At 49.8% G+C, this 16961-nt stretch carries 17 protein-coding genes; 4 read left to right on the top strand and 13 right to left on the bottom strand.

The window, feature by feature from the left end:
* Positions 1-156 (top strand): IS3 family transposase (locus tag Q0R17_RS02675; protein WP_293931960.1); only part of this gene is annotated, 156 nt, incomplete at its 5' end.
* 69 nt (positions 157-225) lie between these two features.
* Here Q0R17_RS02675 and Q0R17_RS02680 read toward each other — a convergent pair.
* From Q0R17_RS02680 to purM, 4 genes are all read right to left on the bottom strand, one after another.
* A complete protein-coding gene (locus tag Q0R17_RS02680) occupies positions 226-1494 on the bottom strand; it encodes an RsmB/NOP family class I SAM-dependent RNA methyltransferase (RefSeq protein WP_293931891.1) in 1269 nt (422 codons plus the stop codon).
* Positions 1495-1499: 5 nt separating this feature from the next.
* Positions 1500-2654, bottom strand: a complete 1155-nt coding sequence (locus Q0R17_RS02685) for a DUF3108 domain-containing protein (protein WP_293931893.1) — start codon at positions 2652-2654, stop codon at positions 1500-1502.
* Positions 2654-3289, bottom strand: a complete 636-nt coding sequence (gene purN / locus Q0R17_RS02690; RefSeq protein ID WP_293931895.1) for a phosphoribosylglycinamide formyltransferase — start codon at positions 3287-3289, stop codon at positions 2654-2656. Before purN ends, Q0R17_RS02685 begins: the two co-directional genes overlap by 1 nt.
* 123 nt (positions 3290-3412) lie before the next feature.
* Positions 3413-4450 carry a phosphoribosylformylglycinamidine cyclo-ligase gene (gene purM, locus Q0R17_RS02695; protein ID WP_293931897.1) on the bottom strand — a complete coding sequence of 346 codons (1038 nt, stop codon included), beginning with the start codon at positions 4448-4450 and terminating at the stop codon, positions 3413-3415.
* 184 nt (positions 4451-4634) lie between these two features.
* Between purM and hda the strand changes: the two genes are divergently transcribed.
* Positions 4635-5342, top strand: a complete 708-nt coding sequence (hda, locus tag Q0R17_RS02700) for a DnaA regulatory inactivator Hda (protein WP_293931899.1) — start codon at positions 4635-4637, stop codon at positions 5340-5342.
* A 106-nt stretch (positions 5343-5448) separates the two neighbouring features.
* Here the strand turns inward: hda and Q0R17_RS02705 are convergent, their stop codons facing one another.
* A complete protein-coding gene (locus tag Q0R17_RS02705; protein WP_293931901.1) occupies positions 5449-6108 on the bottom strand; it encodes a type II secretion system protein in 660 nt (219 codons plus the stop codon).
* A 98-nt stretch (positions 6109-6206) separates the two neighbouring features.
* Positions 6207-6647: a DciA family protein gene (locus Q0R17_RS02710; protein ID WP_293931902.1), complete on the bottom strand. Its 441-nt coding sequence runs from the start codon at positions 6645-6647 to the stop codon at positions 6207-6209.
* Between the two features lie 27 nt (positions 6648-6674).
* Here Q0R17_RS02710 and Q0R17_RS02715 point away from each other — a divergent pair, with 27 nt between their 5' ends.
* Both Q0R17_RS02715 and secA read left to right on the top strand, forming a co-directional pair.
* Positions 6675-7574, top strand: coding sequence for a M23 family metallopeptidase (locus tag Q0R17_RS02715; protein ID WP_293931903.1), 900 nt, complete (start codon positions 6675-6677; stop codon positions 7572-7574).
* Between the two features lie 100 nt (positions 7575-7674).
* A complete protein-coding gene (secA, locus tag Q0R17_RS02720) occupies positions 7675-10419 on the top strand; it encodes a preprotein translocase subunit SecA (RefSeq protein ID WP_293931904.1) in 2745 nt (914 codons plus the stop codon).
* A 60-nt stretch (positions 10420-10479) separates the two neighbouring features.
* Here the strand turns inward: secA and Q0R17_RS02725 are convergent, their stop codons facing one another.
* From Q0R17_RS02725 to Q0R17_RS02755, 7 genes are all read right to left on the bottom strand, one after another.
* Positions 10480-11223: a type II secretion system protein gene (locus tag Q0R17_RS02725; protein WP_293931906.1), complete on the bottom strand. Its 744-nt coding sequence runs from the start codon at positions 11221-11223 to the stop codon at positions 10480-10482.
* Positions 11220-12755, bottom strand: coding sequence for a hypothetical protein (locus Q0R17_RS02730; protein ID WP_293931907.1), 1536 nt, complete (start codon positions 12753-12755; stop codon positions 11220-11222). The genes Q0R17_RS02725 and Q0R17_RS02730 overlap by 4 nt, the downstream gene beginning before the upstream one ends.
* Positions 12756-12757: 2 nt before the next feature.
* Positions 12758-13063, bottom strand: a complete 306-nt coding sequence (locus tag Q0R17_RS02735) for a hypothetical protein (protein ID WP_293931908.1) — start codon at positions 13061-13063, stop codon at positions 12758-12760.
* Positions 13060-13647 carry a hypothetical protein gene (locus tag Q0R17_RS02740; RefSeq protein ID WP_293931909.1) on the bottom strand — a complete coding sequence of 196 codons (588 nt, stop codon included), beginning with the start codon at positions 13645-13647 and terminating at the stop codon, positions 13060-13062. Before Q0R17_RS02740 ends, Q0R17_RS02735 begins: the two co-directional genes overlap by 4 nt.
* The gene (locus Q0R17_RS02745) at positions 13644-15197 is read right to left on the bottom strand and encodes a hypothetical protein (RefSeq protein WP_293931911.1); all 1554 of its coding nucleotides are present in this window, start codon (positions 15195-15197) and stop codon (positions 13644-13646) included. The genes Q0R17_RS02740 and Q0R17_RS02745 overlap by 4 nt, the downstream gene beginning before the upstream one ends.
* Entirely contained in the window at positions 15194-16390 is a 1197-nt protein-coding gene (locus Q0R17_RS02750) for a type II secretion system F family protein (protein ID WP_293931913.1), read from the bottom strand. The genes Q0R17_RS02745 and Q0R17_RS02750 overlap by 4 nt, the downstream gene beginning before the upstream one ends.
* A 73-nt stretch (positions 16391-16463) precedes the next feature.
* Complete coding sequence (locus Q0R17_RS02755; protein WP_293931915.1) at positions 16464-16961, bottom strand: hypothetical protein; 498 nt, start codon at positions 16959-16961, stop codon at positions 16464-16466.

Raw genomic sequence — 16961 nt, forward strand, 5'->3', positions numbered from 1 at the left:
AAGTCAGAGTTCTTCTACTTAGAAAAATTCACTAGTCTTGAGCAACTAGAGCAAGGCATCGTGGATTACATTCATTACTATAACCACGACCGAATCAAGTTGAAGTTAAAAGGGCTGAGTCCTGTGCAATACAGAACCCAGACCTTGAGTACCTAGCTTTTATACTGTCCAACTAATTGGGGTCAGTTCAAGAGATGGGCTTTTTTGATCACCAGACACGCAGAATCAAACTTTTTGCATTACCGCTGCAAAAAACGCATCGGCCTGATGCAGGTGCGGGGATAGCTTGAAGTAAGGGCCGGTTAGCTCGATTTCTACTTGCTCGGCTTTCAGCAGCTCCGGCGCATCCAGCAGTTTGAAGTCTGGATTGGCGCCGAGGAAGGCTTCGACAATGGCTTCGTTTTCGGATGGCAAGAAGCTGCATGTGGCGTAAACCAAACGGCCTGCGGGCTTCACTAGGCGGGAAGCGGAAGCCAAGATACTGGTTTGCATGGCGTTCAGTTCAGCCACGCTGGCTGGGTTTTGGCGGAATTTCAAGTCTGGGTTACGGCGTACTGTGCCCATGCCAGAGCAAGGCGCATCCACCAATACCGCGTCAATTTTGCCAACTAGACGTTTAATTTTTTGATCATTTTCGCTAGAAATCAGCTGCGCGTTAACGTTGGATAGACCAGATCTGGCCAAGCGTGGCTTGAAGTTATTCAGGCGCTTTTCTGATACATCAAAGGCGTACAAGCGGCCACTAGAATTCATCATCGCGCCCAGTAGCAGGGTTTTACCACCGGCGCCGGCGCAGAAATCCACCACCATCTGGCCGCGTTTTGCGCCAGTGAGCAGGCCCAAGAGCTGGCTGCCTTCGTCTTGTACTTCTACACGGCCTTCGGTAAAGGCGCGGTATTTATTGATGGCAGGCTTGCCCGTTACACGCAGGCCCCAAGGTGAATATGGCGTTGGCGTGGTATCAATTCCACCCACGTCTTTTAGTTCGGCAGCGACTTGTTCGCGTTTGGCTTTTAAGCTATTTACACGCAGATCCAGTGCCGCAGCGCCTTGCAGGCCCGCGCCAAGCGCTAGGATATCGGCATCACTCATGCCACCAGCGATTAAATCTGCCACCACCCATTCCGGCAAATCGGCACGCACATAGACCGGTGCTTCAGCTAGTTTTTTGCTTTTGCATAGGGCAAAGGTGTCTTTTTCGGTATCTGGAAACCAATCGCCGCATTCGCGCAGATTACGACGCTCCACCACCACTAAATAAGCCGTGAGTAGGCTACGTGCATTGCTCGGGCCACCCAAAACCCACTCTAGGCGGATTTTATTGCGCAAAATGCCGTAAACGCACTCGGCAATCATATGGCGATCTTGGCCGCCCAGATTGGGGTTGCTGCGAAAGAAACGCGACATGGTGGCATCGGATGGGGCGGCAAAAACCAACATTTCAGATAGAACAGAAATGGTGGCGTGGTATCGGTTATTGTTTAAAGCAATCATGTCTTTTATCTTCGCATCATGCGGTTAGAGTTGGCGTTACGGCTGCTGCTTGGGGGTTCCAACACCATTTCGCCATTAATTTTGATATCGTTGGCCCAGATATCGAAGCTACCTTCGCTACCTAGCGATAATGTCATCCGTACGGGCATGTTATGCCACTGTGGCGCTAGCCAGAAATCAAACGTTCGGTCCTCAAAGCGCCCGCGCAGCAAAATGGCTTCGATCTGTCGATCACCAAGATGCAAGCTGGCTTGGCCGCTGATTTCAAACGGCACGTCTTTATAAATTTTGCGGCCACTGGCAATGGTGAAAGTAAAGTCTTTCATTTTTGCGCCTTGCAGGGCCAGTTGAAAAGCAGCAGAAAAAATATCCTGATCGCCTGTTTTTAGTGCTTCAAGCTTACTACTACCACCGTCATTTAGCGTGACTTGCTTGGCCTTCCAATCAAATAGAGCCTCATTAATCATTTTTCCGTCACGATAATCAGCAAAGCGTTGTGGGATGACCCCCTCGGGGCCAACCTCTCCATTGCTAATAAATTCGCGCGATTTAGAAAACAAAGCGCCACGCAACTTCAAAGCATAGTGCCCAGCTTCAGCTTTCCAACTCATACGGATCGGAAAGATCCCATAAGCATAGGTAATTTCTACCTGCGCCGGATAGCTTTGCTCCGACATCAAGGGGCTTTCTTTTAATGGCGGCAATGTTGATTCAGGCTGCGAGTCCACAATGACTTGCGCTACTTGCGAAGCCACCTCAGGCACACTGCTTGCCACAGCCACTACAGGTTTTGCCACTACCGCACTGGCTGCGCTAGCCGGTTCAGAAGCTTTTGCCACGGACACCGCACTCGCAACCATTTTCACTTTGGCTTTAGGTTGCGCCTTAGGTGGAACCAGTACAATGGGCTGCGGTTTTTGCCCTGTTTGCAAATACACTACATGGTTTTCAACGGGCTTAACCCCAGCCAGCCCTGCCGGTTTACTGCTGGTGGCATCTTCAATCGCGCTTAATTTTTGCGTGACTTTTTTAAGCTCGCTCTCTGTAAAAGGCTTTTGCGTGACCCAAGCATAAATTTGCTCGTTAAAAATCCAGCCCAAATGCAATAGCATCGACAACAGCGCGGCCACACTCAGTATTAAGCCCGGCCAGCGCCCCATCACAACACCGGCGGGGAAATCAAAACAGCGGCAGGACTATGGCTGGCTACACGCACCTTACCATCCACAATGCTTAGTTTATCTTCAACAAACCAGCGTACTGCCTGCGGGTAAATAAGATGCTCTTGCACCAGCATTCTGCCGGATAAACTCTCTACGCTATCATCATCAAGCACAGCCAAAGCGGCTTGCAAAATGATAGGGCCATGATCTAGCTCGGCAGTCACAAAATGTACGGTACAACCCGCCACTTTTACGCCATCAGCCAAGGCCCGTGCGTGCGTGTTTAAGCCGGTATAAGCAGGCAAAAGTGATGGATGAATATTGATGAGACGGCCCGCATAATGATTTACAAAATCAGCCGTTAAGATGCGCATAAAGCCCGCCAGCACGATCAGATCTGGCGCATAGCCATCGATCAGCGCAGCTAGGGCCGTATCAAAAGCCTCTCGCCCAGCGTAGAGCTTATGATCCAGTACGGCGGTGGCAATGCCACGCTCTGCGGCCCACACCAAGCCTGCGGCATCGGGGCGGTTGGCAATCACAGCGCAGATATTTGCACCTGTGATTTGCGCATTCACAATGGCTTGCATATTGCTGCCACGGCCAGAAATCAAAATAACAATATTTTTCATAAGTCTCAAAAGCGAAAGGGCGAGGTAAGAGCCCTCGCCCTGTATTGTAGGGAGGGCACGCCTTTGTGCCCACGCGTGCTGATATAAACACGCGGGTACGGCATGCCGTACCCCTACAACCATTTATGCAACTTGCGTTTGGTGCTCATCACCCACGCGGGCACGAATCGTACCGAGTGTGTAAACGGTTTCACCTTCGGCTTCAAGCAGGGCAATCGCGGCGGCAGCTTGATCTGCAGCCATAATCACCACCATGCCTACGCCACAGTTAAAGGTGCGGTACATTTCTTGCGCGTCCACATTGCCTTCTTTTTGCAGCCATTGGAATAACTTAGGCATGGTCCAAGATTGAGCATCGATAGCCGCAACCACATTGCTTGGCAATACACGAGGCACGTTTTCGCTGATACCACCACCCGTGATATGCGCCATCCCTTTGACGGTCATCGCTTGCATAAGTTTCAGCAGCGGTTTGACATAAATACGGGTTGGAGCCATCACCACATCAGCCAAGCTTTTGCCGCCTTCAAATTCTGCAGCGTAATCCGCTTCAGCAAGGTGCATAATTTTACGCACCAAGCTGTAACCATTGGAATGCGCGCCATTCGATGCCAAACCAAGTACCACATCACCCGGCACGATATCGTCGCCCGTAATGATTTTGCTTTTCTCTACCACGCCAACCGCAAAGCCAGCCAGATCGTATTCGCCCGCAGGGTACATACCAGGCATTTCGGCCGTTTCACCACCGATCAGTGCACAACCTGCCTGCTCACAACCAAAGGCGATACCACGAATCACTTCAGTTGCATTTGGCACATCTAGCTTGCCGCAGGCAAAGTAATCAAGGAAGAACAATGGCTCGGCACCCTGTACCAAGATATCGTTCACGCTCATCGCAACCAGATCAATACCGACTGTATCGTGGCGATTTAGCTCGAAAGCGAGCTTGAGTTTAGTACCAACACCGTCGGTGCCGGACACCAAAACAGGCTCTTGGTATTTTTTACTGATTTCGACTAAACCGCCGAAACCGCCAATACCACTCAGCACCTCTGGGCGCATGGTACGCTTGGCGTAGGGCTTAATATTTTCAACCAACTGATCGCCGGCATCGATATCGACACCCGCATCGCGGTAGCTCAAGCTTTGATTGGTCATGCAAGGCCTCGTGAAACTGGCAGCGCCACTAGTGGCTTCTGCGCTAGAATGGCGAACATTCGTTATATTAGTGCAGATGAGTGTCCCTAAAAGGGATAGCACCTGCTGCAAAGCAAAGCATTTTATCGCATCTTGTGAAAAAACACCCGCACGCTCGTCATCGACCCAATGGAGCCCCTCCCGCATGAAGCAACTCGTGCTGGACTTACAACTGCCAGCCCCGCCCTCTTTTGAGAACTTTATTCGAGGCGAAAACGCCGAGCTACTCTACCAACTTGGTTGCTGGAGCCTTGGTGAGGGAGACGTGCGTTTTCTCTATCTGTGGGGAGAACGCGGCAGTGGCAAGAGCCACTTACTCGCCGCCGCGCGCGCCATGCTGCCCGCTGGCGCTCAAATCTTTTTTACCGATGCCGCCTACGACGCGCTGCCTAGCTCGCTGCCGCAAGAAGCCTCCCTGATCGTCGATAATGTTGAAGCGCTTAGCCGCGATGAGCAGATTCGCTTATTTGATCACTTTAATACGCTGAAAGATGGCGGTGGACTGCTGCTGGCTGCTGGCTCTAAACCGCCCATGCTGCTGCTACTTAGACCAGATTTAAGCACACGTTTAGGCTGGGGCTTGGTGTATCAACTTAAACCTCTATCTGATCCTGAAAAAGCCGACGCCCTTAAGCGCCGCGCCTTTAGCTTAGGTTTTGAGCTAAGCGATGATCTAGCCGATTATCTACTACGCCACGCTTCACGCGATTTACCCACGCTGTATCAGCATCTGGATATCGCCAATCATCTTTCCCTAACCGAAAAACGGCCAGTGACCGCGTCTTTACTTAGGGAAGTGATTCGAGGAATTAGCAAACCCGAGCTGGGGGAAAGCTCGGATTTCTTTAGGTAAAAAAATAAATTTAAGTTTTTTACGGAGAATGTTGAGGGAGTGAGGCGCGCTGCGCTGCGAGAGCATCCTACGAGACTACGTAACATCAGTTAGGCAGGAACACAACTCAGGGTAATAGCCGTATACCGATACTTGCTCTTGTACCCGCATATGGGGCCCCCCAGCAATCAACGGTGGGAGTATAGACAGTGGTACTTCTTACCACCGTTCCAGCTGCAGTGACTAAATTGCCGTTGTCCCCGTTATCTATCAGTCTATCCAAAGCACATACCATGCGAGAGTCGGCAATTGCTGCCGCTCCCGTTACGGGTACTCCGGCCGCAGTGAATGACAAATAATTAGTCCCTGCAGGAGGGAAAAAGGCGGAAGTAGAAACAGAAACACTCCAAGGCGCACCAAATGGCGACTGAACATCCGCAGCAGTCAATAAACCCGAGTTTTGCAGTTGAATCAACGCCGAACCTGCCTCGGCTACCGTATCCAATATGCCATTTTTCGCCCCTGCGCATGGAGTAAAAGGCCCTAAGGCTTGAAGAGCAGCACAGCCATCCCCCGGATAGGCCCCGTACCTTTCAAAGTAAATATTAAACGCGGCCTGCACCTTATTATATTGGGCAGCCATACTCTTCACCTTCGCCCCATCAATCAAATCCTTGCCTTTAAACGCCATCCCTAAAATCAAGCCAATAATCACCAGCACAATGGCTAGCTCGACCAAGGTAAAGCCTGTTTGCTTAGCCTGACCCTCGCATTGCTTTATTCTCATCGCCCAGCTCCTTCGTAGATTTAGTCTCATGTGGCATGAAATCCATAAAAGCATTAGATTACAGGGCCTTACAGCATTTATAGACCAAATCCACGGGGTCAGCTGTCTTTAGGTGCATGTCGGTTTAATAATGACGTAATTGCCTCCCTTAAAGGCCCATCCTCCAAATTGGCAGATAGCTCAGAAAAAGCCACGCAAGCACCCGCTTTTAAATGTAAGTCTTTGCTTCGAATGGCCTTTGTGCTTTGCAGGCCAACTTGCACCTTGGGCAAGATTGCGGTAGCTTTCCACCCGCCGACTTGCAGTGCGGCCAAAATCTGTGGCGCTAATTGACGCACCCTTGATGCAGCAGCACTGCCACTCACACCAATTAAAATAGTATCGCCGGACCAAGCCACTCCAAGGCAATGACTCGCCATCGCTGGCGGTAGCACACCCCGCACTTGGGCTAAAACGCTCGCCAAATCGTCCACCTGATGCATCAGGCTGGCGAGCTGTCGGTCATTGCCGACCTGCTTTAGAGTGGTTTTTTTCAGCATTAAGATGGTTCGCAAAGGTTAAATTCAATGAATATCATTGTGATGTCTAATCGGCTAGGCAAAGCGGTTTCGCTCGATAGCCGACAAATTATATGTCTAGCCCTGCTTATGCTTTTGCTAGTGGCATCGATCGCTTTCGCCTTGGGCTCGCTGATCAAACCCAGCTCTAATCAAGCCTTATGGCGATTAATGCCGGGTAACAATAACACCCGCCAGACTGAAATCGACGCACTCGCCATTCGTGTGGGCGAGCTGCAAGCCAAATTACTGCGTTTAGATGGCCTAGCCAGCCAAGTTGGCAATAAAACCGGCATTGATATCAAGCCGTTTTTATCCAACCAACCCGTGCCACGGGGCGGGATACAACACACTGGCACACCGTTAACGGCCGCAACCCTTGGCCGTGAAATTGATGCGGCGAGCAGCAGTTTAAATGCAAGGCTGGATCAGCTCGCTTTAGCAGAAAGCATCTTACTGCAGCCAAAAGCATGGCAACTCCCTTCCAAAGCCCCGCTGAATGTAGGATTACAATCCTCTAGCTTTGGCAAAAGGATAGACCCCTTTAACGGCAACCAAGTCTTTCATGAAGGAATCGATTTTGTGGGGGAAACTGGCACGCCCATTATGGCTGCAGCCAGTGGTAAAGTCAGCTTTGCGGCCTTCCACCCCCAATATGGTAATATGGTTGACTTAGATCATGGCAACGGAATCACCAGCCGCTATGCTCATGCATCCAAATTGGACGTAAAAGTAGGTGAGCAAATCAACGCTGGCCAGACCATTGCCTTACTAGGAAGCACAGGGCGCTCAACGGGGCCACATCTGCATTTTGAGATTCGCTATAAGGGAATTGCACAAAACCCTTTACGCTTTATTGGCCCTGCAAACAAAATGATTAACTTTGCTGAGATAAAATCTGGCGATTGATCTTGAATTTTAATTGAAATGGTCGCATATACGGCGGATTAGGATGTTCTAACCGCCGTTGTCACACTAACCGGGCCTTGCCCATTGCTGGTAGCTTTAGATGATTGCAAATTTGCTCAAAAAAGTTTTCGGAAGTCGTAATGACCGCCTGCTCAAACAATATGGCACCATCGTAAAGCAGATCAACGCGCTCGAAGCCGGTATTGCAGCGCTATCTGATGATGACCTGCGGGCTAAAACGGAAGAATTCCGAGCACGCGTCGCCAAGGGTGAGACGCTTGATCAAATTCTGCCAGAAGCCTTTGCTGTTTGCCGCGAAGGCTCTAAGCGCAGCTTAAGCATGCGTCACTTTGACGTACAGCTAATGGGTGGCTTAGCGCTACACCAAGGCAAGATTTCTGAAATGCGTACCGGTGAAGGTAAAACACTGGTTGCAACCTTGCCCGCTTACTTAAATGCCTTATCAGGCAATGGCGTGCACGTGATTACCGTGAATGATTACTTGGCCAGCCGTGATGCGGCCACGATGAGCAAGCTCTACAACTTCTTAGGGCTAACTTGCGGCGTGAACTTGGGCCAAATGCAGCACGACGATAAGCAACAAGCTTACGCTTGCGACATTACTTACGGCACCAACAATGAATTCGGCTTTGATTACCTGCGCGACAATATGGTGTTCACCGTGGGTGAGCGCGTACAGCGCAAACTCAACTACGCCATTGTCGATGAAGTGGATTCGATTCTGATCGATGAAGCGCGCACCCCTTTGATTATCTCTGGCCCTGCTGAAGACAGCATCGAGATGTATCAACTGGTTAACGATATCCCTGGCCAGCTTACTCGCCAATCTGAGGAAGAATCAGAAGGCGATTTCTGGGTAGATGAAAAAGCCCACTCGGTACTGCTATCTGAAGCAGGGCACGAGAAAGTTGAGGCTATCCTCAGCCAAAAAGGCCTGCTCAAAGAGGGCGACAGCCTTTATTCGGCAGTGAACATCAGCTTAGTTCACCACCTTTACGCGGCAATGCGCGCGCATTCATTATTCCTGCGCGATCAGCATTATGTGGTGACCGAAGAAGGCGAAATTGTCATTGTTGACGAGTTCACTGGCCGTTTAATGTCTGGCCGCCGCTGGTCTGAAGGTTTGCATCAAGCGGTTGAAGCCAAAGAAGGCGTAGAAATCAATCAAGAGAATCAAACTCTTGCCACGATTACTCTGCAAAATTACTTCCGCATGTATACCAAGCTATCAGGTATGACCGGTACGGCCGATACTGAAGCTTACGAATTCCAGCAAATTTACGGCCTAGAAACCGTGATCGTGCCAACGAATCGCCCGATGGTGCGTGACGATAGACAAGATCAGGTTTACAAAACCGCCGGCGAAAAATACAACGCCATCATTGCCGATATCAAGGGCTGCCAAGAGCGTAAACAACCCGTCTTGGTCGGTACAACCTCGATTGAGCAATCTGAGCTGCTCTCTGAAATGCTAGAAAAAGACGGCTTCAAGCACAATGTGCTGAACGCCAAACAGCACGCGCGTGAAGCCGATATCGTGGCCCAAGCAGGCTCGCCTGGCGTGATTACCATTGCCACAAATATGGCGGGCCGTGGTACGGATATCGTACTGGGCGGTAATATTGAGCGCGAAATCAAAGCGGTTGAGCAAGACGCTGAGCTGAGTGACGCCGAAAAACTCGCCAAAATTGCAGCCATGAAAGCCGATTGGAAAATCATCCATGATGCGGTAGTGGCCGCGGGCGGCTTGCATATTATTGGTACCGAGCGCCATGAATCACGCCGTATTGATAACCAGCTGCGTGGCCGCTCTGGTCGTCAGGGTGACCCTGGTTCCAGCCGTTTTTATCTATCGCTAGAAGACTCCTTACTGCGTATTTTTGCAGGGGATCGCGTGGCAATGGTGATGGATCGCTTAAAAATGCCTGAAGGCGAGCCAATTGAAGCGGGTATGGTTTCCCGCGCGATTGAATCCGCGCAGCGCAAGGTTGAAGGCCGCAACTTCGATATTCGTAAGCAATTGCTGGAATACGATGATGTATCTAACGAGCAACGCAAGGCTATTTACGGTCAGCGTAATGAAATCTTAGAAAGCGAAGAAGTCAGCGACACCATTAGTGCCATGCGTGACAGCATGATTGGCGATCTTTTCAATTTGCATATTCCTACCGATTCTATGGAAGAGCAGTGGGATGTGGCTGGCTTAGAGCGTGCCTTGAGCGAGCTAAATATCCAGCTAGATATTGCTGACTGGGTTAAAAACGATACCACGCTCACCATTGAAGCCATGAAAGAGCGCGTGCAAGTAGCCGCGGCAGAAAGCTATAACGCCAAAGTTGAATTAGCTGGTGAAACTACTTTCCGCCAGTTTGAGCGCTCGGTACTGCTGCAACACGTAGATCAAAGCTGGCGTGAGCATTTGTCATCGCTCGATCATTTACGCCAAGGTATTCATTTGCGCGGCTATGCACAAAAGAACCCTAAGCAAGAATACAAACGTGAAGCGTTCGAGCTGTTCTCGCAACTGCTAGAAAACATCAAGCGTGAGGTCATGCAAATTGTAATGACCGTGCAAGTACGCTCGCCAGAAGATGTAGAAGCCGTGCGCCCACAAGAAATCCCAGCGTCGGCACTGCAATTTAACCACGCCGATCTAGAAGCCATCTTAGCCAGTGGTGACGATGAGCAGATCAAAGCAGCCTTAATGCAGGCAATGCAAGCAGAAGGTGGCCCAAAGCTGCAATTCTCTGGCGTAGCCCGTAACGATGCCTGCCCATGCGGCTCTGGCAAGAAGTTTAAACACTGCCACGGCCAAGTTGCTTAAAGCGCTTAGCCCTAAGAAAAACCCCACAGCGCGCTGTGGGGTTTTTTTATGTTTAAGCAACTAAGGCAACTTACCTGCCGCCAGCATTTTTGCAATCAAGATGGAGGGGCTGATCCAGTCTGTTATATCGTCGTATTCTTCATCCACTGGCGTGGCCGGATTATCATCGACGCGTAATTTACTAATAAAGGTGGTGTTGATACTGGTGTTTTCTTGCTCATCCACCGATCCCGCACCTGCATTGGGTGGGCCGTGGCGAAAATGCATCACGATCACCGCCACCAGCTGTGAAGCCAATGGCGTTGCTGCACCTGAGGTTGGTAAAACAAAAATATCCCCGCGGGAACAAAGCATAAAACTGATGCCAGGCGCAGCCGCACTACCAACCGGGCATCCTCCCAAGGTTTGATTGCTATCCGTAATCAGCGGGGGGGCTGAGGCGGGGCCATTATCGGCAAAGTCGGTGCTTACCCGATAAGTAAACGGCTGGCCATAGGGATCCGTTGATTTGGCGAGACCTAGGCTTGCACCAGGAACGCGGCCTTGAGCACGGTTGCACGTACCGTTAGCCGCGCGATCCTCCACAAAGGTCGTCAGGGCAGGGTTTGCAGGGCAAGGCAGATGGCCATTTTGTACGGCAAAGCCTAGTAAAGATTCTTTAATCTCAGCCAATTGCGCACGGCCCTCATTGCTGCGCTGCGCGTCAGTTTGCGCCTTAAATGCTCCCAGACCACCCGCCAGCATAATGCCAACAATCACCAACACAATGGCAATTTCAGCCAGAGTAAAGCCACTCTGCTTCATGGTCTATCCTTTGGGGCATATAGCCATTTGGATGTAGCGGGAAGTGCGCTAGAGGTATAGCGATAATACAAAGCATCATTGCCCACATCCGTAGCCTGCATCTTGGCATAGCGGTTGCTTGGTAGCGGTAGTAAATCCCAAGCGCTGCGGTTAATGCTGCTCACAAAGGGCGGTGGTGCAATACCGCTGGTCACCAAATCTAGGTAATTACTTAGGCTAGCTCTTTCTAAAACCGTGCTGCGTAGCTGCCCCGTTTGCGCCACGCCTGTGCTCATCAATACCGCCTCTATCCCTGCCATATCGCTAGGCAGCTGCATATTGAGTAATTGCATAGCAGGCAAAGCGCAGCTTGGCGTATTGGCTAGCGCATAAAAAAACACTTGCTCCCAGCGATTGCGATACAGCCAATCGTATTCAACCAGCAGGCTTTGCCAGTTGGCCAAACTAGCGATGCTAGCGGGCATATTAATGGGATTCACCAAATACAAAGGTGAAACCACTAACCCCACACCTGTTAGCTCAACCGATCTAGGTGGACGGCCTCGGCAAATGGCGGGATTAGGCGCACAAGCCGATGGCAGCAAGCTAACCGCTCCCGTTTGCGTGCAGCCCACGTCATCTGGTTTGGCGGGGAAAGGCAAGCCCACATCGAGTGGATTACTGGGAATGGGCAATAGCCGTTTGCTGCCCACCTGCCTAGCCCATAAATCGAATAGCTGCTGGTATTCCTTGGCCGCTCTTTGCTCTAATGGCCCGATTAATTCGCTGCGCCGAATAGTGATAACTCTATCGTTCAGTGTTGGGTTGCCGCTGCTATCTAGGCGAGGGCCATCTAAAAAACGACCTAGTGTGGCGCTATTATTGGCATAGTTATTGGGTGCCCCAAGGCAAGCACCACCAACCGTTTGCCGGTTACATTCAAAATAATTACTGGGATTACGCTGTTGAGCCGTGGTGCTGCGGTTTTGCCCTGCTAGCGCGGGGCCAGGGGCTAGAATCACCACCACAATAGGATCACTTGCACTAGACAAAGCCTGCGCGCCACTATTGGCTGCGGCAAGAAACCAAGGATTAGGCGCTTGGGGAGCGGTATCGCTATTAAGCGGCAGCGTTATTCTTTCTTGAAAACCATCGGCCACCGCCATCCATAAAGGCTCGCCCGAGCTATCGCGTAATTCTTCGGCATGGTAAGTCGCCCAAGGAATTCTGCCGATACGGGTAGCGGGCTGATTACTAGGGCAAGATGGCGTGGCTAAACCTAAACCACTTTGCCCATAGCCCGCCTCACCTTGCACATTGCGATCTGGGCAATAAAACTCACCAGGGCGAACCAGAGCACCTCCGCGCTTTGCCAAGGCATCGGCCAGCAAAATTTGCTTAGCTTGCTGCAAGGCATTGAGCGTTTGCTGCTCACGCCGTAGCTCAAAAATATGATGGCTAAAGCGCGATAAAACCGCAGCGGCAATACCTAGCCCCACCACCATAAGCAGCATCAAGGCAATCGCGCCACGCTGATTAAATACGCGCTGCATGCTTATTCCTGCGGCGGCTGATAGACATCGCGCTTCGCACCCGTTTTACGTGTCAGCGTTTGGCCAACTTTCAGCCCAGAGGGGAGCGGAACGTGGCTAAGCTCGCCATTCACCCAGCGTAGTTTTTTACCATTACGCGTTATTTCACCATCTAATCTAAACGTATCAATCACCGCAGATGCTTCTGCCTGCGGCCTGCCATCGCCTCTTGATAAGGCGCGCTCAGCAGGGCTAAAAAATAACTTGCCCCAATCTGCTTGCGCCACAAGGCAAGGAAACAACAACATCAACAAGAAGCCGTATTTCATTGCGCCACCTCCGCCACGGGCTGAGCAATGGGGCCGATACTCAGCCATTCAATATCGCACGCCACTTTTATTCTAGCCTCTTCACTACGGGCTAAAACGCATTGCTCTAAAGCTGGCCAGCCAGCCAGCTGCTGCAACCCTGCTAGGACATCTGAAAATACCTCTTCATTTTTAATCTCAAAATTCAATTGCATTTTGCTGCCGTAAAGCTGCACATTTTCCACCGCCGCACTTAAAGGACGCTGCGGCTCCAGCCGAAAAGCAATCTTTAACTGCGGCACTTCACGGTTTAATTCAGTTAAGTATTCAATCCAATCTAGCCGATGCTCCGCATTGATAATGCCTTGTCGGCTTAAGCGTTGATAAAGCGCGCCATATTGCACGGCATTATTCCACGCGGTTTCTTGCGCATCGGCTTGCAGGGTTAAGCTTTGCAAATGGCTACGCAAAATCTGCTGCTCGGCTTGCATATAGCCTAGATAAGTTTGTGAAAGACCAATAAACAGCAGCGCACAAACCAGCGCTGCGCCACTTAGGATTAAATCGTGGCGAATAAATTGCCAAGCTTGCCCAGCTATTTTCATGGTGCTTTTGGCTCCCAACTTAAGCGCAGCACAAAATCAACCCGCTTCTCATCATCCCTAGTAGCCAGCACCTGCCCCTCCACTTTGGCTGTGGAGCTGATATTTAAAGGCAATTGCAACGTATCTACTTTTACATTGGGCAAGGTAGATAAGCGGCTACTGAGGCGACTGACACTGTTTAAAGCTTGCCGATACTGCTGTGAAAACGGCTCAACCCGCCCTTGTAGCTCCAAAACAACGGGCTGCTGAGTGGCCACCGCCGAGGCATCGGCAGCAGGCTCTAGCGGCGTGCGGCCAGAGCGCCAACGCAGCTCATCTAAGCTTAGCTCAGGAAATTCCAGCAAAACTTGGCTGACTTGCTGCAGCGTTAACTCGATATCAGGCCAAGTTAGCAACTGCTGGTTATATAGCTCATGCACGCCTTCCATGGCGGCAGGATCGCTAGCATTGCTTTGCTTAAGCAAAAGGCTAAATCGACGTAAACGCTCATCAATTTGCGCGGTTTTTTTCAAGGATTGGTTAATCGAGGCCTGCACATCGCTTGCCTCTTGCATCGCCAATCCGCTCCAAATCAGCACAAAAAACAAGCCTGAAAACGCACCATAACGCAGTATCCGCCCCCATTTTTGCCAACTGGCGTGGATTAAATGCTTGGCTTGCCCATAGTGATTAGCAGGTGGCCGCAGCATCAGCCAGCTACATAAAATGCTCAGCAGCGAATCGCCAGCGGGGAGCCGCAGTTTTTGTGCTAATAAGCCCAGCGGCACATCACTAATCGTAAAATGCCCAGCATCTCCACTGGTTTGCAAACGCTGGCTGATAGCCGCTTGGCAATCTAAACCATTGGATGCCACCACGGCCAATTGCACTTTGTCGTCTCGGCCCAGCAAGCGTAAGGTTGATAAATACTGCCTAGCGCGTAAAGACTCAAGCACAATCACCTCGGCCATACGCGCCGCATCTTGCAAATCTATCCCTTCTGGCAAGCTACTCACGCGGCTAAATTTAAGCCCTTCGGCCGATAAATACGTCTGCCGCATACCGCCATCAGCGCTAAATGAAATCAACAAATAATGCGCAAGCCCCAATCCCGAGCGATGCATCATTTCCCCAGCCAATAACGCCGCCGAGTAAATCCCTTGTAACACTACTTTTTTTTCTAATAGGGCATTAACCACCGCATCAATCGGCGCAGCCGCGCTTAAGGCCGATAGTAATACTTGGTCTTGCTCGCCTTTTTTAGCTTCTTTTTGCACAATAAAGCGGCGATAAGGCGTGGTACGGTAGCTTTGCTCTACGCGGCGCATCAATAAGGCATGGCGATCTTTTTTGCCTAAATGGGGAATAGATTCTAATTGAAAGTCTTCTTCCACGACATCCACTAATAAACTAAAAACAAACTCTTTTCGCTGCTCTAAATAAATTAAAAAGGCTTCTTTACCCATATTATCTAAACCAAAACAAGCCTCTTCAACTAATTGCCCTTGCTCTATATACAAGGCAATCAGCTGTGTATTCGATAATAAAAGGGTGCGGTGAATATAGCTCATCGTATTTTGCTAATTGTATCGAATATCGGCCCCAGCACTGAGGACATAATCCACGCCAAAATCAGCCCCAATACCACGGTAAGAGAAGGCTCAACGAGGGCTTGCACACGCTCAATGGATTCTTTGACATCACGGTTATAAAAATAGGAGATATTCAGCAGAGCATGGTCTAGCTGCCCTGTGCCCTCGCCCACTTTTAACATGCGTAATACCAAGGGAGGGAACATTTTTTCCTGGCTAAAACTCGCCGTCACCCCCTGCCCCTCACGAATCTGCGCCTGGATGCGTTGTAAAGATTCGGCTACGACGCTATTGCTAACAATCCCTTCTGAAATTTTAATACAATCCAAAATAGGAATGCCCGCCGCATACATCAGTGCAAAAAAATTAGCAAAACGCGCCAAAATAATTTTATGCAAAATAGGGCCAAATGGCTTAATTGATAATTTCCATCCATCAAATTGATGCCTAAATTTTTCATCGTGGCGCAGGCGAAAACGAATCGCAAAAAATAAAATTACGGGCGTACTAAATATCGCCCACCAATAATTAATAAAAACATTTGAAATAGCAATCAATATTCTGGTATTTAATGGCAGAGTTTGCGACATTGCGGCCACAAAAGAAACCAATTGAGGGACAAGGTAAATCATTAAAAAAGTAATGACTCCCAGCACCAACACCCCCACAAAAGCTGGATACATAATTATTTTTTTAGTTTGAGAAACCAACTCATCTTGCCACTTTAATGAATCGGTTAAATTAAGTAATACTTCTGGTAATTTACCGCTGGCTTCGCCTGCCTTAATTAAATTTACATAAATAGCATCAAACACTTGTGGATGCGCCGCCAAAGCCTGTGAAAACTGGCGACCCCCTTCGATATCTTCAATTAAATGGGCAATCACAGCACGAAAGTGCGGCTCTTCTAAGCTATCCCGCAAATCAGATAGCCCTTCCAAAATAGACACCCCTGCCCGTGTTAGCTGCTCCATATGAAAAGTAAACGTAATCAACTCCCGCCGATCTACTTTTTTACCCCCCAAAACACCGCCAACAGTGGCCTCACTAGCGTGAATAAGGCTAAGACCCAAGCGCTCTAGACGCAGCTCTAAATCTGCTAGGTTATTAGCTTCTGACTTACCCTTTTTTATTAAGCCAGTGCTATCTACAGCACGATAGATAAACTGCATCTGATTCCCTTATTTGCTCACAATCACCCCCTACAAAGAGAGTTTAGCCAGCGCCCATAGAATGGTTGCAGGCCTAATCACGCAAATTCAAACCACGCTCTAGAAAAATACCTCCGCCTCCGCGTGGAACGTCTTTTTCATAGAGTATTTTTTCAAGCTTCAGCAAGCAGTAGGCGTTGAGCGTTAAATTGTGTTTAGTGGCTTGCGCCACCAATTGGGCCTTGGTCATTTTGTCGATCCGCAGCGTTAAAGTAGTGAGGTTTGCCTCGCTATTGGTCGAAAAAATTTTTTCCTTGCGCCAAGGGCAATATTTTTCGACCCACTCCTCGGCCTGCTCTAGCGAGATGGGTGTCAGCACATCTACCGCAGCAGCTTTTTCCTTTTCCATATAGGGGTGAGGAATATTGTGCTCAACCAAAAAATATTGATCTTTTTTGGTACGATAAAGATCAATGATATAAGGCACACCCTGATCGTCTTTCGATTCGGTATGCATATGGCAATTTAAGGCGGTGCGGGTGTTATAGGTTTTGCCATCAATCACTCGTGAGATATGTTCGCGTATATACAT

Origin of the sequence: Iodobacter sp. (genome assembly GCF_025352645.1) — a bacterium.
In the GTDB taxonomy this organism is placed as follows: Bacteria; Pseudomonadota; Gammaproteobacteria; order Burkholderiales; family Chitinibacteraceae; genus Iodobacter.